Annotated in this window: 16 protein-coding genes; 7 read left to right on the top strand and 9 right to left on the bottom strand. The window is 56.3% G+C overall.

The features are described from left to right. The first annotated feature begins 308 nt into the window (after window positions 1-308). Window positions 309-563, top strand: a complete 255-nt coding sequence (locus tag AB3U87_RS16390) for a hypothetical protein (RefSeq protein WP_301730949.1) — start codon at window positions 309-311, stop codon at window positions 561-563. 22 nt (window positions 564-585) lie between these two features. On the opposite strand, the gene AB3U87_RS16385 is transcribed toward AB3U87_RS16390, so the two are convergent. Next, on the bottom strand, window positions 586-1767 hold the full coding sequence (locus AB3U87_RS16385; protein WP_253457354.1) for a BaiN/RdsA family NAD(P)/FAD-dependent oxidoreductase: 1182 nt from the start codon (window positions 1765-1767) through the stop codon (window positions 586-588). A 243-nt stretch (window positions 1768-2010) separates the two neighbouring features. Between AB3U87_RS16385 and pitA the strand changes: the two genes are divergently transcribed. Next, window positions 2011-3513: an inorganic phosphate transporter PitA gene (gene pitA, locus AB3U87_RS16380; RefSeq protein ID WP_253457351.1), complete on the top strand. Its 1503-nt coding sequence runs from the start codon at window positions 2011-2013 to the stop codon at window positions 3511-3513. A 53-nt stretch (window positions 3514-3566) separates the two neighbouring features. Here the strand turns inward: pitA and uspB are convergent, their stop codons facing one another. Next, window positions 3567-3902, bottom strand: a complete 336-nt coding sequence (gene uspB / locus AB3U87_RS16375) for a universal stress protein UspB (protein ID WP_125289981.1) — start codon at window positions 3900-3902, stop codon at window positions 3567-3569. A gap of 375 nt (window positions 3903-4277) precedes the next feature. Here uspB and uspA point away from each other — a divergent pair, with 375 nt between their 5' ends. Next, entirely contained in the window at window positions 4278-4715 is a 438-nt protein-coding gene (gene uspA, locus AB3U87_RS16370) for a universal stress protein UspA (RefSeq protein ID WP_125289982.1), read from the top strand. 63 nt (window positions 4716-4778) lie between these two features. On the opposite strand, the gene rsmJ is transcribed toward uspA, so the two are convergent. Together rsmJ and prlC are read right to left on the bottom strand one after the other, a co-directional pair. Next, window positions 4779-5537, bottom strand: coding sequence for a 16S rRNA (guanine(1516)-N(2))-methyltransferase RsmJ (gene rsmJ, locus AB3U87_RS16365; protein WP_253457348.1), 759 nt, complete (start codon window positions 5535-5537; stop codon window positions 4779-4781). After that, the gene (gene prlC / locus AB3U87_RS16360) at window positions 5534-7582 is read right to left on the bottom strand and encodes an oligopeptidase A (protein WP_301253344.1); all 2049 of its coding nucleotides are present in this window, start codon (window positions 7580-7582) and stop codon (window positions 5534-5536) included. Before prlC ends, rsmJ begins: the two co-directional genes overlap by 4 nt. Window positions 7583-7763: 181 nt before the next feature. Here prlC and AB3U87_RS16355 point away from each other — a divergent pair, with 181 nt between their 5' ends. After that, the gene (locus AB3U87_RS16355) at window positions 7764-8588 is read left to right on the top strand and encodes a CPBP family intramembrane glutamic endopeptidase (protein WP_394149760.1); all 825 of its coding nucleotides are present in this window, start codon (window positions 7764-7766) and stop codon (window positions 8586-8588) included. A gap of 91 nt (window positions 8589-8679) precedes the next feature. Beyond that, the gene (locus AB3U87_RS16350) at window positions 8680-9522 is read left to right on the top strand and encodes a 23S rRNA (adenine(2030)-N(6))-methyltransferase RlmJ (RefSeq protein WP_253457340.1); all 843 of its coding nucleotides are present in this window, start codon (window positions 8680-8682) and stop codon (window positions 9520-9522) included. 38 nt (window positions 9523-9560) lie between these two features. On the opposite strand, the gene rnz is transcribed toward AB3U87_RS16350, so the two are convergent. Beyond that, on the bottom strand, window positions 9561-10475 hold the full coding sequence (gene rnz / locus AB3U87_RS16345; protein ID WP_394149758.1) for a ribonuclease Z: 915 nt from the start codon (window positions 10473-10475) through the stop codon (window positions 9561-9563). A 177-nt stretch (window positions 10476-10652) separates the two neighbouring features. Between rnz and gorA the strand changes: the two genes are divergently transcribed. After that, a complete protein-coding gene (gene gorA, locus AB3U87_RS16340) occupies window positions 10653-12005 on the top strand; it encodes a glutathione-disulfide reductase (RefSeq protein ID WP_253457335.1) in 1353 nt (450 codons plus the stop codon). A gap of 42 nt (window positions 12006-12047) precedes the next feature. Here gorA and AB3U87_RS16335 read toward each other — a convergent pair whose 3' ends face one another. Both AB3U87_RS16335 and AB3U87_RS16330 read right to left on the bottom strand, forming a co-directional pair. Further along, entirely contained in the window at window positions 12048-14138 is a 2091-nt protein-coding gene (locus AB3U87_RS16335; RefSeq protein WP_394149755.1) for a hypothetical protein, read from the bottom strand. A gap of 294 nt (window positions 14139-14432) precedes the next feature. Then, window positions 14433-16607, bottom strand: a complete 2175-nt coding sequence (locus tag AB3U87_RS16330) for a TonB-dependent siderophore receptor (protein WP_301289648.1) — start codon at window positions 16605-16607, stop codon at window positions 14433-14435. A 298-nt stretch (window positions 16608-16905) separates the two neighbouring features. Between AB3U87_RS16330 and AB3U87_RS16325 the strand changes: the two genes are divergently transcribed. After that, window positions 16906-17727, top strand: coding sequence for an alpha/beta fold hydrolase (locus tag AB3U87_RS16325; RefSeq protein WP_301253350.1), 822 nt, complete (start codon window positions 16906-16908; stop codon window positions 17725-17727). A gap of 39 nt (window positions 17728-17766) precedes the next feature. Here AB3U87_RS16325 and birA read toward each other — a convergent pair whose 3' ends face one another. Both birA and murB read right to left on the bottom strand, forming a co-directional pair. After that, window positions 17767-18732, bottom strand: coding sequence for a bifunctional biotin--[acetyl-CoA-carboxylase] ligase/biotin operon repressor BirA (birA, locus tag AB3U87_RS16320; RefSeq protein ID WP_253457326.1), 966 nt, complete (start codon window positions 18730-18732; stop codon window positions 17767-17769). Further along, a complete protein-coding gene (gene murB / locus AB3U87_RS16315) occupies window positions 18729-19766 on the bottom strand; it encodes a UDP-N-acetylmuramate dehydrogenase (protein ID WP_394149752.1) in 1038 nt (345 codons plus the stop codon). Before murB ends, birA begins: the two co-directional genes overlap by 4 nt. Window positions 19767-20207 lie beyond the last annotated feature (441 nt).

The raw sequence follows: 20207 nt of genomic DNA, 5'->3' as shown, positions 1-20207 counted from the left end.
AAAAAGGCTGAAAGTAAAAATGGAAATATAGCAATGCTTCCTGCGCCATAATGCCAGCAGATCCGGTCATCCATGGGGTTATATTAGTTGATCCTATTAACAGCAAGAAGGCTTTTTTTTAAAAAATATTTTATATAATCAGAAGTGTTACTCAATACTGCAACAGGAAACAATGGAAATTAACCTAAAAAGGCATGCTTGTTATGGAGTGAAAACTCCAGTAAGCATCTTAATGACGGACTTAATATAGCCGCGTGAGCGGCAACGTTATTTTATTTATGGTATCGCAGACCAGGCCTGTTTAAGGCATGCCTTTCCCGAAAAAATTACATTACCTGATAACACAGTGTTGTTATTTAAAAGAAGACAGCAGGAAAGTAAAAAGGGAAATAGCCAGTCCTGCTGTTTTACATTTTTTAAAATTTATCACCCTTTTTCCAGGCGGTAAGCGTGATATTAAGCCGAATAAAGGGGCTGCCAGCCGCGCGCCGCTATCCCTCTGGCCGACTATGTCCGTTAATCAGGCTGCGCTGCTTGTGGCAACAGCCGCCCGGCCTGAGTAACAGAGACTGGCCGGGAGGTCATTTACAACGCCTGCGCGCATGCCCAGGCGGAACTCCAGGCCCACTGGAAATTGTAGCCGCCAAGCCAGCCGGTAACATCCACCACTTCCCCAATAAAATAGAGGCCCGGCACGTCCCGCGCCTCCATCGTTTTTGACGAGAGCGCGTCGGTATCGACGCCGCCCAGCGTCACTTCGGCAGTGCGGTAACCTTCCGTACCGTTGGGCTGCACGCGCCAGCCGTGCAGCGTTTCTGCCAGCTCTGCCTGCTGTCGGCCGTTCAGCTGTTTCAGGGTACATTCCGGCACCATGCCCAATAGCTGCAGGCATTCCACCAGCCGGCGAGGCAGTACTTTAGCCAATGTATTTTTCAGGCTTTGATTCGGATGGATTTCGCGCTCTTCGCTGAGTAAAGCATTGAGATCGCTTTCCGGTGAGAGGTTGATGGTGACGAATTCGCCAGGCTGCCAGTAGCTGGAAAGCTGGAGCACCGCCGGGCCGGAAAGCCCGCGATGGGTAAACAGCAGCGCCTCTTTGAACACGGTGCCGTCTTCCGCCGTCATTACGGCAGGCACGGCGACGCCGGAAAGCGTTTGCAGCTGCTCAAGCAGCGGTTTGTGTAGCGTAAACGGAACCAGTCCCGCCCGCGTGGGAAATACCTTCAGGCCGAACTGTTCGGCAATTTTATAGCCGAAAGGCGAAGCGCCCAGGCCGGGCATGGAAAGCCCGCCGGAAGCGATAACCAGCCTGTCGGCCTGCACTACGCTGCCGTTCAGCTCCAGCGTATAGCCGTTGTCGCGCGTGACCTTTAGCACTTCGCTGCGCAGCCGCAGCGTCACCTGACCGGTTTCACACTCTTTCAACAACAGATCCACGATTTGCTGAGCGGAGTCGTCACAAAAGAGCTGGCCCAGCGTTTTTTCATGCCACTGAATGCCGTGCCGATTAACCAGGTCGATAAAATCCCACTGCGTATAGCGCGCCAGCGCAGATTTACAAAAATGGGGATTATGCGACAGATAGGCCGCAGGCTCGGTATAAAGGTTGGTGAAATTACAGCGGCCGCCGCCCGACATCAGGATTTTGCGTCCCGCTTTTTTGCCGTTATCCAGCACCAGCACGCGCTTGCCTCGCTGCCCTGCCTGGGCGGCGCAAAACAGGCCAGCCGCACCCGCACCGATAATGATAACGTCAAATTTTTCCACACTGCTCTCCGGCCTGCTGCTTAAAAAACGCTGATTGTAATGACAAGGCGCGCTTCCCGCCAGCGTCACAAAAGCGTCATGCGCGACCGCGTTTATAACTGAATGATTTTCATACGCTTCAGGGCCGCTATTTACTCCGCCTGACGCATTAATGTCAAAAAAAGTCTATATTTCACTTTCCCCAGGCGCGGTTTCTCGCTGATAATGCGCCGCGTTCATGTCCTCCAAAATGGCGTAACGCTTATGCTACATCTGTTTGCTGGTCTTGATTACCATACCGGCCTGTTACTCGTCCTTGCCCTGCTCTTTGTTTTGTTCTACGAAGCCATTAACGGCTTTCACGACACGGCAAACGCGGTGGCTACCGTTATCTATACCCGAGCAATGCGATCGCAACTGGCGGTGGTCATGGCCGGCGTATTTAACTTCTTTGGCGTACTGCTGGGCGGGCTAAGCGTTGCTTATGCCATCGTTCATCTGCTACCCACCGATCTGCTGCTTAACGTCGGGTCGGCTCACGGTCTGGCCATGGTCTTTTCCATGCTGCTGGCCGCTATCATCTGGAATCTCGGCACCTGGTATTTCGGCCTGCCTGCTTCCAGCTCCCATACCCTCATCGGGGCCATTATCGGCATTGGCCTGACCAACGCACTGCTGACCGGCACGTCGGTCGTTGATGCGCTGAACATCCCAAAAATGATCGGCATTTTCCTGTCGCTGGTTATCTCTCCGATTGTCGGCCTGGTGCTGGCTGGCGGCATGGTGTTTATTCTGCGCCGCTGCTGGAGCGGCAATAAAAAGCGCCGCCGTATTCATATGACGCCTGCGGAACGCGAAAAGATCGACGGCAAGAAAAAGCCGCCGTTCTGGACCCGTATCGCCCTGATCGTCTCGGCTATCGGCGTGAGTTACTCTCACGGCGCTAACGACGGTCAGAAAGGCATTGGCCTGATTATGCTGGTGCTGATTGGCGTGGCGCCTGCGGGCTTTGTCGTCAATATGAACGCCTCCGGCTATGACATCACGCGCACGCGCGATGCGGTCAATCATCTGGAGCAGTATTACCGGCAGCACGGCGATTCGCTGACGCAGATGGTGCAGATGGCGCCGCCTGCGCTGCCGACGCCGGAAGAGAATCCGGGTAGCCCGAAAGAGTTTCACTGCGATGTTTCGCGCGTGATGCCTGCTATCGAGCGCACCCAGAGCCTGCTGAATAACCTGCAAAGCTACGACGCGTTAAACGTCGAGCAGCGTGGCCAGCTGCGTCGCCTGTTGATGTGTATCTCGGATACCGCCGATAAAACGGCCAAGCTGAAAAGCGTTTCTGCTGAAGATCAGCGTTTCCTCGGCAAGCTGAAAGGCGACATGCTGAATACCGTGGAATACGCACCGGTCTGGATCATTATCGCCGTTGCCCTGGCGCTGTCGCTGGGCACCATGGTGGGCTGGCGCCGCGTCGCCACCACTATCGGCGAGAAGATCGGTAAGAAAGGCATGACCTACGCTCAGGGGATGTCCGCACAGATGACTGCGGCGGTTTCTATCGGTGTGGCCAGCTACACCGGGATGCCTGTTTCAACGACCCACGTGCTCTCCTCTTCCGTTGCCGGCACCATGCTGGTAGACGGCGGCGGCGTGCAGGGCCGCACGATTAAAAACATTCTGCTGGCCTGGGTCTTTACCCTGCCGGTATCCATCGTGCTGTCGGGTAGCCTTTACTGGCTGGCGCTGAAGCTGGTGCCGTAATCCAGCGAAAAGTAAGCTCAGGGCGGGGAAATTTCCCCGCCTTTTTTTATGCCTCAATGCCAGATAAGCAGGCCGATCAGGCTGATAAAAACCAGTCCGCACAGCGCGCTGGTCAGCAGAAACTGGCCGCGTACCCGTTCACAGCGGCGAATAAATTCTTCGTCGTGATGGTCGCGGTAGCGCTGCATCCAGATATAGCGTACCAGCCGCACCTGTTTGCCGGGCTGGCCGTGAGAGGTAAAAAAGCCCGCGCCGTCAACGTACTGATAAAGCAAAGGATCGCAGCCGCGAAGCACCACCAGCAGCGCGCGCAGGGAAGAAAAGTAACGCGCCATATTTACCAGACAAACCACGCAAAGAGCCCAAAAAAGTGCAATCGTGCTAATCATGCTCCCCTCCACGACGATACTCTGCCAGCCGCCGTCATGATGCTTAAACAGAGTGTAGCCAACCCCAGGACCGGGCTATGGTAACGGCAACGTTGCCGTCCAGCGTTTTTATTCTCTTCTTCAGTTTAGGAGATGGAAGGAAATTTTTTCCAGCATGCGCGAGTCTGGAGATAAAAAGAGGCGCAGATTCATTTTGATCCCGCTCGCAAAGGTGAGGCGCTGACCGGGATTTGTTAACATTTTTCGCTATACTGTAAAGATAAAAAACGCGTCGCGACAGGCGCGGGGAACCCTGCCACATCGCATTAATTCAATGTGTTATGATGCCAGACTGCCTGCATGTATGCAGCCGCACCGAATGGAAGGAGTAGCATTATGTCTTACAAACACATTCTGATTGCCGTGGATCTTTCACCAGAAAGTAAACTGCTGGTGGCAAAAGCGGTATCTATGGCCCGCCCTTACGACGCCAAAGTGTCGCTGATCCACGTTGACGTTAATTACTCCGATCTCTATACCGGCCTGATCGACGTAAACCTGGGCGATATGCAAAAAAGGATTTCCGAAGAAACCCACTCCGCGCTTTCCGATATTTCAAACAGCGCTGGCTACCCGATTTCCGAAACCCTTAGCGGCAGCGGCGATTTGGGTCAGGTACTGGTGGACGCCATCAAGCGTTACGATGTGGATCTGGTGGTTTGCGGCCATCATCAGGATTTCTGGAGCAAGCTGATGTCCTCGGCCCGCCAGCTGATTAATACCGTGCATATCGATATGCTGATTGTGCCGCTGCGCGATGAAGAAGAGGATTAAGGTTTCTTTATCGTGCGATAAGCCGCTTCCGCTGGTTCAGGGGAAGCGGCTTTTTACTGCCTGCTACTGCCCGGTGTTCAGCGGCGGATAGATATCAAAACGGTGGCTTTTGGTGACCACGGCGGACTGCGTGGCGACGCCTGCCAGCGGCGGCGCATAGTCGGGCCGCTTGACCACCACGCGTTTTTTCGCCAGCCGTCGCGCCGGTTCCAGTAGCCCGTCGGCATCGTCATCCGCGCCTACCAGCGTCTGAAACACGCGCATCTCTTTCTTCACCAGCGCGCTTTTTTGCCGGTGCGGATACATGGGATCGAGATAAACCACGTCCGGCTTTTCGCCGATCGCTGCCAGCGCCTCCAGGCTGGAAGCGTGCACCAGCGTCAGGCGCTCCCGTAACCAGCCGCCGATTTCCGCGTTGCGGTAGCCGCGCTGCAGGCCGTCGTCCAGCAGTGCAGCGACCACGGGATGCCTTTCCAGCATCTGCACGCGGCAGCCCAGCGAGGCGAGGACAAAGGCGTCTCGTCCCAGTCCCGCCGTGGCGTCAGTCACCACCGGCAGATAGCTGCCCTTGACGCCGACCGCTTTCGCGACGGCTTCGCCGCGCCCGCCGCCAAAGCGACGCCGATGCGCCATCGCGCCGTCGACAAAGTCCACAAAAATGCCGCCCAGCTTCGGCTCATCGCGTTTGCGCAGCTCCAGACGGGCGTCGGTCATCACCAGCGCCATCGGCGCGTCTTCGTCGTGCTCTAACTGCCAGCGTGCGGCCAAAACAGATAAGGCGCCGTCTCCGGCGCCCGTTTCGTCAATCAGGCAGATCTTCACTCAGCAGGTTCCTGAATGCCGTAGTGCGCCAGCATCGCGTCCAGCTGCGGCTCGCGGCCACGGAAGCGTTTGAACAGCGCCATCGGCTCTTCGGAACCCCCGCGCGTCAGGATATTGTCCAGGAAAGACTGGCCCGTTTCGCGGTTGAAAATGCCCTCTTCTTCAAATCGCGAATAGGCATCCGCCGCCAGCACGTCCGCCCACAGATAGCTGTAGTAACCCGCCGCGTAGCCGCCAGCGAAAATATGGCTGAAGGCGTGCGGGAAGCGGCCCCATGACGGGGCTGGCACCACGGCCACCAGCTTTTTAATCTCTTTCAGCATCTCCAGGATCTGCGCGCCCTTCGCCGGATCGAACTCGGCGTGCAGGCGGAAGTCGAACAGGCCGAACTCCAGCTGGCGCAGGATAAACAGCGCGGCCTGGTAGTTTTTCGCCGCCAGCATTTTGTCCAGCAGCGCCTGAGGCAGCGGCTCGCCGGTTTCATAGTGGCCGGAAATAAAGGCCAGCGCCTCCGGCTCCCAGCACCAGTTTTCCATAAACTGGCTTGGCAGCTCTACCGCATCCCACGGCACGCCGCTGATACCGGAAACCCCCGGGGTGTCGATACGGGTCAGCATGTGGTGCAGGCCGTGACCAAACTCGTGGAACAGCGTGGTGACTTCATCATGGGTAAAGAGCGCCGGCTTGCCGTTCAGCGGGCGGTTGAAGTTACAGGTCAGATAGGCGACCGGTTTTTGCAGGCTGCCGTCGGCACGACGCATCTGGCCGACGCAATCGTCCATCCACGCGCCGCCGCGTTTGTTTTCACGCGCGTAAAGATCCAGATAGAAGCTGCCGCGCAGCTCGCCACTCTCGTCGAACAAATCGAAGAAGCGCACGTCAGGGTGGTAAACATCCACATCTTTACGCTCTTTAGCGGTAATGCCGTAGATACGCTTAACGACTTCGAACAGGCCGTTGACGGCGCGCTCTTCCGGGAAGTAAGGACGCAGCTGCTCGTCGCTGATGGCGTACAGGTGCTGCTTCTGTTTTTCACCGTAGTAGGTCAGATCCCACGGGTTCAGCTCGTCGATCCCGTGCTCTTTTTTCGCGAAGGCGCGCAGCTGCTCCAGCTCTTTTTCCGCCTGCGGACGGGCGCGCTTCGCCAGATCGGTCAGGAAGTCGGTGACCTGCGCCGGGTTCTCGGCCATTTTGGTCGCAAGGGATTTTTCGGCATAGGAAGAGAAGCCCAGCAGCTGCGCCAGCTCATGACGCAGCGCCAGCGTTTCCGCCATCACTTCGCTGTTATCCCACTTCCCGGCGTTCGGCCCCTGATCGGAGGCGCGGGTGGAGTAGGCGCGATACATCTCTTCGCGCAGCGCCTGGTTGTCGCAGTAGGTCATAACCGGCAGATAGCTTGGAATATCCAGCGTCAGCAGCCAGCCTTCCTGCTCTTTGGCTTCCGCCTGCGCTTTGGCCGCGGCCAGCGCGCTTTCCGGCATTCCGGCCAGCTCGCTTTCGTCGGTAATCAGCTTGCTCCAGCCCATTGTGGCGTCGAGCACGTTGTTGCTGTAGGTCGAACCAAGCTCGGACAGGCGAGCGGCGATTTCACCGTAGCGCTTCTGCTTCTCTTTCGACAGGCCGATGCCGGACAGTTCGAAATCGCGCAGCGCGTTATCTACCGCTTTTTTCTGCGGCGCGCTCAGCGCGTCAAAGCTGTTTTCTTTCAGGTTGCGGTAAGCCTGGTACAGGCCTTCGTGCTGACCCACCCAGGTGCTGTATTCCGACAGCAGCGGCAGCGTTTGCTCATAGGCCTGACGCAGCTCCGGGCTGTTTTTGACCGAGTTCAGATGGCTGACCGGCGAGAACAGGCGGCTCAGGCGATCGTCGGCTTCTGACAGCGGCTGCACCAGGTTATCCCAGGTATAAGGCGCGCCTTGGGCGACAGCCTTTTCCACCGCCGCACGGCACTCTTCCAGCGCGGTCGTTACGGCTGGCACCACGTGTTCTGGCTTAATAGCGGAAAAAGGCGGAAGCGTAAAAGAAGTCAGCAACGGATTGGTCATAGCGCAGTCCTTGTTATCGATGTATGGGGCGCGTTGCCGCGCGCGATTAAGCTAACATGAGGTTAAGTGTAGCGAAAATCAATGGGGCACCGGCGGGCTTAAAAAAGGCAATTGCCTGCAAAGCGCAGCGGGAGCATACTTTTTCCGCAATTTATTCTGTTGACTCACAGGGAGCGTCTTTATGTGGTACTGCCTTGCCGCATCGTTGTTCTTTCTGCCTTTTTACCGGCGCGTTTCGCTGGGCCTGCTGGCTGTCTCGCTGATCGTGGGCGTCAGCAATCATACCGTGCAGCTACCGGCGCTTGGCGCGCTGGCGGCAATGGGCGCCGTCGCCTTTTTTTGTTACAGGCAGCAGGCGCGAAACGCTTTGGGCGCGGTTGGAGAAGCCTTGCTGTTTCTGAGCGCGGTTGCGCTGATGCTGCACCTTGTGCCGGGCTTTAATAATTTGCGCATTGTTTCCGGCGTGCAGGTTGGGCCAGAGAGCGCGCCTTTTACCTTCTATTACAACTTTGACAAGGCGCTGATCCCCTTTGTGCTGCTGGGCTGCCTGCCAACGCTGCTGAAACGTCCGGCCGCGCCGCCCGCTAACCGGCTGTGGTGGCTGGTTTTGCTGCTCTCTATGCCCACGCTGCTGCTGATCGCCACGCTGGCTGGCGGCCTGCGAGTGGAGCTGCATCAGCCGGCCTGGCTCGGCGCTTTTATGCTGGCTAACCTGTTTTTTGTTTCGCTGGCCGAAGAAGCGCTGTTTCGCGGCTACGTGCAGCAGCGCCTGAGCCAGCGGCTCGGCAACGTGTGGGCGCTGCTGATTACGGCCGTGCTGTTCGGCCTGGTACATTACCCAGGCGGGCCGATGCTGGTCTTTTTTGCCGCGCTGGCCGGCGTGATTTACGGCCTGGCCTGGCTGTGGAGCGGACGCGTCTGGGTTTCCACGCTGGTGCATTTTGCTTTTAATCTGTTGCAGCTGCTGTTTTTTACCTATCCCTTCTGGCTGCATCAGCCCGGATAGCGCATTTTTTCCGCCAGACGGTTATACTGGGCAGGAATCGTGCCGCTCGTGCGGCACACTTGCTTTTTTCCCACCGGACAAATCCCACGACATGCTGAGTTATCGCCACAGTTTTCACGCCGGCAACCACGCCGACGTTCTCAAACATACCGTTCAGAGCCTGATCATTAACGCGCTTAACGAGAAGGATAAACCCTACCTCTATCTCGATACTCACGCGGGCGCCGGACGCTATCAGCTGGGCAGCGAACATGCCGAACGGACCGGAGAGTATCTGGAAGGGATTGCCCGAATCTGGCAGCAGGACGACGTGCCGGAAGAGCTGGAAAGCTACCTTTCCTGTGTGAAAGCGCTTAATCCTAACGGCAGGCTGCGTTTTTATCCCGGCTCGCCATTGATTGCGCGCCATCTGCTGCGCCCTTACGACAAGCTGAACCTGACCGAGCTGCATCCCAGCGACTATCCGCTGCTGCGCAATGAGTTTCAGAAAGACGAGCGCGCGCGGACGGAAAAAGCGGACGGCTACCAGCAGCTGAAATCCAAACTGCCGCCGCCGTCGCGTCGCGGTCTGGTGCTGATCGATCCGCCTTACGAAATCAAAACGGATTACCAGGCGGTAGTGAAAAGCATTCAGGAAGGCCACAAGCGCTTCGGCACCGGCGTGTTCGCCCTGTGGTATCCGGTGGTACTGCGCCAGCAGATCAAACGTATGTTTGCCGAGCTGGAAGCGACGGGCATTCGCCGCATTCTGCAAATCGAACTGGCGGTACTGCCGGACAGCGATCGCCGTGGCATGACCGCATCGGGCATGATCGTGATTAACCCGCCGTGGAAGCTGGAGCAGCAGATGAAAAACGTGCTGCCGTGGCTGCATAAGCAGCTGGTGCCAACGGGCACCGGTCATACCAAAGTCAGCTGGATCGTACCGGAATAAGCCCGGCCTGCCGGTCGGGCGCTGCCCGACCGCGTTAGCTATAGCGGAAACAGCGCAAAATCGTGCGCCATGTCGGTAGCCGGAAAAATCGCCCGACACTCCGCCAGCAGTCGTTCCGCATCCTCACGCAGATAGCGCGAGCTGAGATGGGTAATAATCAGCTTTTTCGCCCGCGCGTCCTTTGCCATGGTGGCCGCCTGCACCGTTGACGAATGGCCGCGACCGTTGGCTTTCTCCTCCATGGCGGCTTCCAGCGTCGCTTCATGCACCACGACGTCAGCCTCAGCCGCCAGCGCGCTTGCCGCCGCCGTGGGCGCCGTGTCGCCGAAAATCGCCAGCGTCCGCCCTTTGATCGCCGGGCCAAGATAGCGGCTGCCGTCCACTACGCGCCCATCCTCCATCGTGACCGTTTTGCCCAGCTTGAGCTGTTGGAACAGCCGTCCGGGCTTGATGCCGTCCGCCAGCAGCCGTTCCGCGTCCAGCGTGCCGGGCCTGTCATGTTCTTCGATGCGAAAGCCGTAGCACTCCACCGGATGCGTCAGCGGAAAGGCCGTGACGCGGAAATGCTCGTCGCTGAAAATCTCTCCGGCGCCGATTTCCACAATCTCCAGCGGAAAAGTCAGCCACGAGCCGCTCAGGCTGAGGGACATCTCCACAAAGGTTTTGATGCCTGGCGGCCCGTAGAGCGTGATCCCCTCGCTGATGCCGTTCATCGAGCGGCTGGTCAGCAGACCCGGCAGGCCGAAAATATGATCGCCGTGCAGGTGAGTGATAAAAATCTTTTCCAGTTTGCCGGGCTTGACCGCGCTGCGCAGGATCTGATGCTGCGTTCCTTCGCCGCAGTCAAACAGCCAGCTGCCGCTGCGTACGCCCTGTAAATTTAAAGCGATGCTGGTAACGTTGCGCTGGCGGCTTGGCGTCCCCGCGCCGGTACCTAAAAAAAGCAGTTCCATTCCGTCTCTCTTTGCCGGTTTTTAAATCAAAAATAGCGATTTACGTCACGCTTTATGCCGTTTATCCGCGCTTCTGACGCGCCCGCCCTATCACAATCATAGACGCAAACTTTGCGGCATTTGGCCGTCAGGCGTTACACTAGTGCCAATTAATTCGACCCTTATGGAACTCTTTCGATGACCAGACATTATGACTACCTTGCTATCGGCGGCGGCAGCGGCGGCATCGCTTCCATTAATCGTGCGGCCATGTATGGACAAAAATGCGCGCTGATCGAGGCGAAAGACCTTGGCGGCACCTGCGTGAACGTCGGCTGCGTGCCAAAAAAAGTGATGTGGCACGCCGCGCAGATCGCCGAAGCGATTCATCAGTATGGCCCTGACTACGGCTTTAATACCACCGTCAACAGCTTTGACTGGGCGACGCTGGTTAAGAACCGTAGCGCCTATATCGACCGTATTCATACCTCGTACGATAACGTGCTGGGCAAAAATAACGTAGACGTCATCAAAGGGTTCGCTCGTTTTGTCGACGCCCATACGGTGGAAGTGAACGGTGAGAAGATCACGGCGGATCATATTCTGATCGCGACCGGCGGCCGTCCAGTCCATCCGTCTATTCCGGGTGCGGAATACGGTATCGATTCTGACGGTTTCTTTGACCTGGACGCGCTGCCAAAACGCACTGCCGTGGTCGGCGCTGGCTATATCGCCGTTGAAATCGCAGGCGTGGTTAACGCGTTAGGCTCTGAAACTCACCTGTTCGTGCGTAAACACGCGCCGCTGCGTACCTTCGATCCGCTGATTGTGGATACGCTGGTGGAAGTGATGAACGCGGAAGGCCCGACGCTGCATACCGAATCGATTCCGAAAGCGGTGATTAAAAACGCTGACGGCAGCCTGACGCTGCAGCTGGAAAACGGCAAAGAGCAGACCGTAGACTGTCTGGTCTGGGCCATCGGTCGTGAACCCGCTACCGACAACCTGAATCTGGGCGTGACCGGCGTTGAGCTGAACGAGAAAGGCTATATCAACGTTGATAAGTATCAGAACACCAACGTGAAAGGCATCTACGCCGTGGGCGACAACACCGGTGCCGTCGAGCTGACGCCGGTAGCCGTAGCCGCCGGTCGTCGTCTTTCCGAACGCCTGTTTAACAACAAGCCGGACGAGCATCTGGATTACAGCAACGTGCCGACCGTGGTCTTCAGCCATCCGCCTATCGGCACCGTGGGCCTGAGCGAGCCGCAGGCGCGCGAGCAGTATGGCGATGACGAAGTGAAGGTCTATAAATCCGCCTTTACCGCTATGTATACCGCCGTAACGCAGCACCGCCAGCCGTGCCGCATGAAGCTGGTTTGCGTGGGCAAAGATGAGAAGATCGTCGGCATCCACGGCATTGGCTACGGCATGGATGAAATGCTGCAGGGCTTCGCGGTGGCGCTGAAAATGGGCGCGACCAAGAAAGACTTCGACAATACCGTGGCTATCCACCCAACCGGCTCGGAAGAGTTTGTCACCATGCGCTAACGGCGCATCCCATAAAAAAAGGCCGGCCTTCGCTGGCCTTTTTTATTGCCCGTTTGCCAGCGCCTTTAACGAGCAGCTGTTGATAAAACGCGGCAGGGTGTCCGCAGGCAAATAGCGCAGCTGCCCGTTTTCCGCCTTTAACAACGCCTGAAAAGACATGGCCGGAAACCCGTTAAAAACCATTGTCAGCGCCATCACCGGGCCGTCAGCAAGCTGCCGTTCCGAAACAATCGGCTGGCTCATCCGCCAGCGACGGGCCAGATCGGATTTAACGACGTTAAGCTGCCAGGCAGGGTTTTGCGTCTCCAGCGTCGGGTTATAGCGCCCATAGCGGATGCGATAAGCACGCTGCCTTAGCGAGCTGGCCTCCGGGGACTGAAGCTGCTTATCCAGGCTAATTTCGCAGCGCAGCTGGTAGCTGTTGGCAAAACGGTTTTTTCCGTCGGCTTCGGTAAGCAGCGATGTCATCACGAAATCGATCGCCAGCGTATCGGTTATAACCGCTGTCGGACGGGTATTCTCATTCTGCCAGCGATCCGGCGCGACGCGGGTCAGGATCATCAGCGGCGCCTCCTGCGTGCTCAGGCGGGCCATAATCGGCGGCAGGCTGATGTAGCCGTTAGGCACGGGTACGGGCACGCTGAGCGCCTGCGGTACCGGATCCGGCCTGGCGCCGTTTAGCGGTAGCCGCCAGATTTTGACCAGCGGCGGATGGTTTGCCGGTTTTCCGCTCTCTACCCGCCGCAGATCGGCTGCCGACCACGCCAGCGCCAGCAGCGCCGTGCCCTGCGCTTTACCCAACCGAACCGACGATAGCGGCTCATCCGTCTCTGCGGCATTTAAAAAGAAGCGCTGGAGCTCTCCCGTGTGGCCGTTGCCCAGCCTCTGCCGCGCTACCGCCACGCGCGTGGCGTAATCTTCCCCGCTGTCATCGCGAATAAACTGCCTGCCGTCTGCCGAAACCCCTACGCCGCGAGCAAAAACTAGCGCATGAGTGATATGGCCGACGTCGTCCCGTTCAAACAGCATATCGTGTGACAGGAAGCGATACTGATTGTGGACGGAGGTTGACGGGCCGTTCAGCGCGTAATCGGTCATGGGCTTTCTGACATCGCCCGGCATAAACGCGTTCTGCTCGATTTTTACCGTGGTTTTGTTGCTGCTCAGTACGCCGCGATGGGTCAACGAAACCAGCACCGGCTGGTTATCAATAACGGCCAGCTTATTGATTGAGGCGTCGGCATCCTGCGAACAGGCATCCTGAACACAGCCGGGAAAGCTCAGCGCATGGCTCGACTTCTGCGGCGTTTCCTGCCGGGCGATGGCAAACGGGATCAGGTGAACGCTGGTATCGCTATAGGAGTTACGAGCCAGGGAAACCAGCGGCGGCAGCGCGGCATCTTCACCTGAGGGCCTGTCCGTTACTATCGGCGGCGTGACCACCAGCACGCCGGGAAAAGGCAGCGCGCTGACGCGGCTGCTTTCCGGCGGCGTCGCCAGCACGCGCATTTTCACGGTGTTGCGCCGAAAGTAGAAGGTGCGAACGCCAAAATCCCGCCCCGGATCGCTGACGGTTTCCTGGGGTACGGCGCGTCCTACAATGTAATCGTCGGCCCTGGCCGGCTGCGGATCGTACTCAAACCAGGTCGAGCTTCTTCTGCTGTGAAAAGAGCCTGCTCCGCCCAGCGTTACGCCCAGCAGCACTTCTTTCGCCTCGTGTTCGCAAGCCGCGTACGCCGACAGCGGATCCTGAGAGTTTCCCTGCCGGTTGATCTGTCGGCATAAACGATAGGCGGACTGCTGGAGCTGGCTGTCGCAGTCCGCCTGGGTATAACCGTAGGTCGCATAGCCATGGCGGTAACAGAGGTCGTGCATCACGCAGGCCTGACGAAAGCGCAGAGAAATAGCCGACCCGTCTTCCGCAGGACTGAAAGCAATTTTTTCCATCAGTTTCGGGATGGAGCAGTTCAGCCCCGTGCCCTGGCCGCCCAGAATCGCTTCCGTAGCCAGCGAAGCGCGGTAGGTGGTAAAGGTGGAAGGCGCTTCCGTCTCTTCCGGCTGCGCCAGATCCGGAAAAACTTTTTCAGCGGCCATGCCGCTAAATAAACGGCAGACGATAAGCGTCAGGGCCAATAATATGAAGCATCCTGCCAGTAAAGTTAGCCAGCGATGGGAACGAATAAATGCTTTTAGCCTGGCCATAGTGGACGCCCCTTGTTAAGTCTGCCGCTGCGTTGGTAGTAAGGCGATTAGGGCCTTTTTCTGAGGATATTGAAGGGAGTATAGGCACGCTTATATTTACGCAGGGAACGACCTGCAGGGGAAAAGGTAATTTCAAAATAAAAAACGAATGTGGCGGCCGCGTACGCGATCAATCACCAGCGGCGAAGGGAAATAAAAGCCAGCCGGGGCTGGCTTTATCCGTGCTTAAAACGAAAGCGTAACGCCCGCGTACCAGGCGCGGCCAGGCTCGTTATAGGTCGAAGCCCCTTCGTTTTCACGATAAATACGCTTGTCGAACAGGTTGTTGATGCCCGCTTTCAGCTGTACATCCTTTATTACGGCATAGTTCACGCCAACGCCCACGATAGAGTAAGGCGCAACTTCTTTATCGGAAAGTGAACCATTTTCGGTATTACTTTCAGCGTATTGACGAGGTTTTTGCTTGCCGTAGAACGTCCAGTTCAGGTTGGTAGAAAGCTTGCTGGTCACCTTATAATCCAGCATCGTATTAATGGTGTATTCAGGAATAATCGACAGCGGATTGCCGGTGTCTTTATTTTCCGAAGTGATCATATAGGTCGCATTGGTACGCCATTCCAGCATTTCTTCGATCAACGGAATAGTCAGGTTACCTTCCAGTCCTTCCACCAGCGCCTTGCCGCCGTTTTCCCAGCGCAGAACATGATAACCATCCGAAGCTATGCCAATAAAATCCGTGCCGGAGACGATTTTATTTTTGTAGTCGTTACGGAAATAGGTAATGCCTGCCGCATAGCCCGCGTTAGCAAACTCCAGACCAACCTCTTTATTGATGCTGATTTCCGGATCCAGATCGTCGTTGCCCATCAAATAACATTTGCTGTCGATCCCGATCGGGCAGCCGTTGCCCCGCGTTTTCAGCAAATAGCCTTCGCTGGACTGATAGAGGTTAGGCGCTTTAAATACACGCGCGATACCGGCTTTCAGCTTGAAGTGTTCACCTAATGCCTGAGAAGCATTGAGGCTGGGGCTGTAGTTAGCGCCAAACTTGCTGTGATAGTCAACGCGTAAACCGGGGATCAGGTTGGTGCCGACGACCGGCTCAATGTTATCTTCCAGATAAAACGCGCTCATCTCCGCGCTGTTTTTAGCGCTGCGGTTGTCCGTGATGCCGCTGCCCGACACGCCGCTGGCATTGGTAGCGCGCATCGAAGCGGGGTCGTTCAGCACTTCGCGGTTCCACTCTGCTCCCAGCGTCAGCGTTTGCTCCAGCCATTTTTCCAACGGGATAGTTGCTTCGCCGCTGGTGCGGTAATTTTGCAGACGGCTGGTGTCATAAGTCTCGCTGTCGATCATTCCCTCTACGCGACCTGTCGTGCCTTCATGCAGACGGGTATTGTTGGTTTTCTCGTAGTAGAAACCGACTTTTGACTGCCCCCAGTCCCAGACGCCATTGTGCGTAACGCCATAGGTCTGACGATACATGCGGTTGGTTTCCTGGCCGTACAGCGTCGGCACCAGATCGCTGATATTGCCGTTGCTGTGCTGCGTATCGCCCGCATAGATATTGCCCTGGCGGCTGTAGCCCACATCGAAATCGACAATTTGCGTCGGCGTCATTTTCCAGGAGAGCTGCGCGTTAATATCTTTGTTGCGTACCCCTTCCCGACCCGCCGCGTGGCTACCGTTTTCTGCGGTATTGATATCGTAAGCATCGGCGTCGGTTTTATTGATATTGCCATACAGCCGCGCGGTCAGCGCTTCGCCCGCCAGCGGGCCGCTCAGGCTGAAGTTGGCGCGTCTGGTGGCGCCTTCCTTGTCGTTTTCCGGCTGGCTGGTAAACAGCGACAGTGAACCGTGCCAGTCGTTGGTGGGGCGTTTGGTGATGATATTGATCACGCCGCCCGCCGCGCCGGAGCCGTAGCGCGCCGCCGCTGGCCCGCGCAGTACTTCTATACGCTCGACCATCTCTGCCGGCACCCAGTTGCTGTCGCCGCGCGTATCGCGTTCCCCACGCCAGCTGTAGCGCACAGAATTGCGCGACCTCGTCGGTATGCCGTCAATCAGGATCAGCGTGTTTTCCGGCCCCATGCCGCGAATATCGATTTGTCGATTGTTACCGCGGCTGCCTGTGGCGCTGTTGCCGGTCAGGTTTACGCCGGGCATCTTGCGGATAATGTCGGAAAGATCGTTAACGGGCGGCTCTTTGGCAATATCTTCCGCAGTAATGACAGAAACGCCCGGCTGCTGTTTTAGCTGCTCTTCAGCAGAGCGGGTCACCACCATTTCCGCCTCGTCATCTTTGACTGCTTCTGTTTCAGCCGTCCAGGCCGGGCCGCTTGCAAAGCAGGCGATAACCATCGCCAACGGCTTGATTTTAAAACTCTTTGTATCAACCATTAATCATATCCCTGATTATTCATCATGATTTAGTAAATGCGCATGATAACGATAACTATTCTCTTTTGAATAATAAAGGATGAACTTCACAATTTACTTTTCCTTGCAAAGCAGCGGGTAAAACAGGTTTTGATGGCAGGGGCGTCACTGCCAGCAGCAGTAGTCAGACTACGCGTTATCTAAGCCAGGCGGATCTCCATCATTATTTCATCGCTTGTTAAATATTTTGCTTTCTCTTTCTGGCGTAATTGAGGCTAAGGTTAACGAGTCAACCCAACCATAAGCTGAGGAAACACGCATGAGCACGTTCAGGACGCAGGATGGTACGCAGATTTATTACAAAGACTGGGGCAAGGGTAAGCCGGTTCTGTTCAGTCACGGCTGGCCGCTGGATGCCGATATGTGGGACAGCCAGATGAATTTTCTGGCCGAACGCGGCTACCGCGTTATTGCCTTCGACCGTCGTGGTTTTGGCCGTTCCGATCAGCCATGGGAAGGGTATAACTATGACACTTTCGCATCCGATATTAATGACCTAATCGAACATCTCGATCTGCACGATATTACGCTGGTCGGCTTCTCGATGGGCGGCGGCGACGTGACCCGCTATATTGGCCGCTATGGCACCGAACGTGTTAGCGCCCTGGCGCTGCTGGGTGCGGTTACGCCGATTTTTATCAAAACCGATGACCATCCGGAAGGCGTGGACAAATCTGTCTTTGACGATATCAAGGCAGGATTACGTAAGGATCGCGCGCAGTTTATCAGCGATTTCGCCACGCCCTTTTACGGCCTCAACAAGGGAATGACGGTATCGGAAGGCGTAAAAACGCAGACGCTGAATATCGCGCTGCTGGCTTCGCTGAAGGGCACTATCGACTGCGTGACCGCTTTCTCAGAAACCGATTTCCGCCCGGACGTGAAGAAGATCGACGTGCCGACGCTGGTTATTCACGGCAGCAGCGACCAGGTCGTGCCTTTTGAGGCAACCGGCAAGCTGGCCGCCGAAACCATCACGGGCGCGCAGCTAAAAATTTACGACGGCGCGCCGCATGGCTTCGCCGTTACGCATCAGCAGCAGCTTAACGAGGATCTGCTGGCTTTCCTGCAAGCCCGTTAACGCTTTCACGAGAGGACGATAAGGGGCTACGGCCCCTTTTTATTTATCCTGTGGACGCAAAGAGATTTCGCCGCCAACCCAGGATTTGCGTATGCCATCCTGCTCCAGGATCAAGCCGCCCTGCTGATCGATGCCTCTGGCGATGCCCGGTATCTCGCGGTCGCCTATTAGCAGCTTCACCGGCCGGTTCAGGAAATTATCCAGCTTACTCCAGCGCTCAATAAAAGGCGCCAGGCCTTCACGCTCAAAAAGCTGAAGGGATCCGCGCATATTATTGACCAGGCTGGCAGCCAGCTTGTTTCTGTCTATGGTAACACCCGCTTCCTCCAGGTTAATCCACGCCTGATTAACTACGCTCGCATCCGGCGAGCGCATCGCCAGGTTTATGCCTGTGCCGATCACGATATTCGCCGCATCGCCCGCTTTTCCCGTTAATTCCACGAGAATGCCGGCGAGTTTACGATCGTTCAGGTAAAGATCGTTCGGCCATTTTACCCTGACATCGCTTGCGCCCAGCGCCTGTAAGACTTCCGCCGTCACAATGCCGATAACCAGACTTAACCCCATCGCAGCCAGCGGGCCTTGCTCCAGCCGCCAGTACATAGAGAGATATAGGTTGGAGCCGAAGGGAGAAAACCACTGACGCCCACGACGACCGCGACCCGCCTGTTGATATTCCGCCACGCAGGCATCGCCGGATTGCAGCGTAGCCATTCTGTCCAGCAAATACTGATTGGTGGAATCGATCACCGGGATCACCGCCAGGCCGCCCTGATCCAGCTGTGAGAGGATTGTTTCTTCATTCAGCAGCTGGATCGGGCCTGACAGGCTATAGCCCTTACCGGTTACGGTAAAAACATCAATGCCCCACTCTTTGAGCGTCTGAATATGTTTGTTAATGGCGGCACGGCTCATGCCCAGCCGCTCGCCCAGCTGTTCGCCGGAATGAAATTCGCCGTCGGCCAGAATGGCGACAAGTTTTAACGGAACGGTTTGATCTTTCATGCAATGACTCCGACGGCATCCTGCTCGCCTTCGGCGCCGATAAAGCGCACTTCAGGTTCGAGCCATACATTGAATTTCTGTCCAACACGCTGACGAACTTCATGCGCCAGCGCCACAATATCGTCACTGGTCGCCCGATCCTTATTGATCAAGACCAGCGCCTGATGCTGATGAACCGCCGCGCCACCTACCGTATAGCCTTTAAGATCGCAGCGATCGATCAGCCAGCCCGCAGCCAACTTTACGCTGCCGTCAGCCTGCGGATAGCGCGGCATATCTGGCCAGTCTGCCGCAATAGCGGCCGCCTGTTCCGCAGCGATCACCGGATTTTTAAAAAAACTGCCGGCATTGCCCGTTTCGGCAGGATTGGGCAGCTTGCTGCTGCGCATCGCACATACCGAGTCGAAAATCTGCTGTGGCGTGACCGTAGCTGAAGAAAGCCTGCTTAAATCGCCGTAGGTGATGACAGGTGACCACTGCTTTTGCAGGATCAGACCAACGGCGATAATGGCGTAGCCGCATTGATATTGGTGTTTGAAGATACTGTCACGGTAGCCGAACTGGCAGTCCTGCGCAGAAAGGCGGCTAACCTGACCATCAGACAGATGCAGAATATCGACATACTCGCAGACGTTTTTTAACTCGACGCCATAGGCGCCGATATTCTGAATAGGTGCCGATCCCGTACAGCCGGGGATCATCGCCATGTTTTCCAGCCCTGGCAGCGCATTTTCCAGCGTGTACTGAACCAGCTGATGCCAGTTTTCTCCGGCGCCTACATGCAGATGCCAGGCTTCCGCGCTCTCTTTTACCGTTATGCCTTTGATACGATTGACGATGGCGGTACCGTTAAAGTCCTTTAAAAACAGGATATTGCTGCCTTCGCCTATTAACAGTGCCGGTCGCTGCTGGCGCTGGCTTTCCTGCCAGGCGGCGCTTAACGCTTCTGCCGTGGCAGCAATAACGATATTTTGTGCAGAGACATCAAGATTAAATGTATTGAAAGGTTGTAAAGAGTGCTGCTGGCTGGACATGAGACGGCCTTAACAAATTTATCTGCCCGTAGTTTACCCGATTTCAGAGTGGAAGCGTGGAAGGATTTACTGCGAAATGGCGCTTACGCCAGGATGAGCAGGCTCAAAAAACTGCTGCGCACGCAGAAAAATAATGACGGAAAAAAGCTTTTTTGGCTCTACTTTCGCATATTTCTGCAGCAAAAAAAAGCGTTGAGCGGCGTTTAAGATAGTCAAAAGCTGAATAGCAAGCCTGGTGGCGGGCTGAAATCTGATGGCAGTGGGACGAGGGGGGCTTTTATGCATCTTTTATACGCATTTGGCTCGGGTGATTACGTCTGTCCTTCTGTTAGCCTGAGTATTTACGATCGATATCCAGGTTTTCCCGGCCCACAAACGCAAAAAACCCCGACCGTGAGGTCGGGGTTATCGCAATTTGATGCCTGGCAGTTCCCTACTCTC

Origin of the sequence: Erwinia plantamica, assembly GCF_043420595.1 — a bacterium.
In the GTDB taxonomy this organism is placed as follows: Bacteria; Pseudomonadota; Gammaproteobacteria; order Enterobacterales; family Enterobacteriaceae; genus Erwinia; species Erwinia aeris.
The sequence above is the reverse complement of the archived record's forward strand: the minus strand, read 5'-3'. Positions and strand labels throughout refer to the sequence as shown.

Excerpts from the sequence above, each read along its gene's own strand:
- AB3U87_RS16325 (WP_301253350.1), top strand. The coding sequence starts at position 16,906 with ATGAGCACGTTCAGGACGCAGGATGGTACGCAGATTTATTACAAAGAC.
- AB3U87_RS16330 (WP_301289648.1), bottom strand. The coding sequence starts at position 16,607 with ATGGTTGATACAAAGAGTTTTAAAATCAAGCCGTTGGCGATGGTTATC.
- uspB (WP_125289981.1), bottom strand. The coding sequence starts at position 3,902 with ATGATTAGCACGATTGCACTTTTTTGGGCTCTTTGCGTGGTTTGTCTG.
- pitA (WP_253457351.1), top strand. The coding sequence starts at position 2,011 with ATGCTACATCTGTTTGCTGGTCTTGATTACCATACCGGCCTGTTACTC.
- AB3U87_RS16390 (WP_301730949.1), top strand. The coding sequence starts at position 309 with ATGCCTTTCCCGAAAAAATTACATTACCTGATAACACAGTGTTGTTAT.
- prlC (WP_301253344.1), bottom strand. The coding sequence starts at position 7,582 with ATGACCAATCCGTTGCTGACTTCTTTTACGCTTCCGCCTTTTTCCGCT.
- birA (WP_253457326.1), bottom strand. The coding sequence starts at position 18,732 with ATGAAAGATCAAACCGTTCCGTTAAAACTTGTCGCCATTCTGGCCGAC.
- gorA (WP_253457335.1), top strand. The coding sequence starts at position 10,653 with ATGACCAGACATTATGACTACCTTGCTATCGGCGGCGGCAGCGGCGGC.
- uspA (WP_125289982.1), top strand. The coding sequence starts at position 4,278 with ATGTCTTACAAACACATTCTGATTGCCGTGGATCTTTCACCAGAAAGT.
- murB (WP_394149752.1), bottom strand. The coding sequence starts at position 19,766 with ATGTCCAGCCAGCAGCACTCTTTACAACCTTTCAATACATTTAATCTT.
- AB3U87_RS16350 (WP_253457340.1), top strand. The coding sequence starts at position 8,680 with ATGCTGAGTTATCGCCACAGTTTTCACGCCGGCAACCACGCCGACGTT.
- rnz (WP_394149758.1), bottom strand. The coding sequence starts at position 10,475 with ATGGAACTGCTTTTTTTAGGTACCGGCGCGGGGACGCCAAGCCGCCAG.
- AB3U87_RS16355 (WP_394149760.1), top strand. The coding sequence starts at position 7,764 with ATGTGGTACTGCCTTGCCGCATCGTTGTTCTTTCTGCCTTTTTACCGG.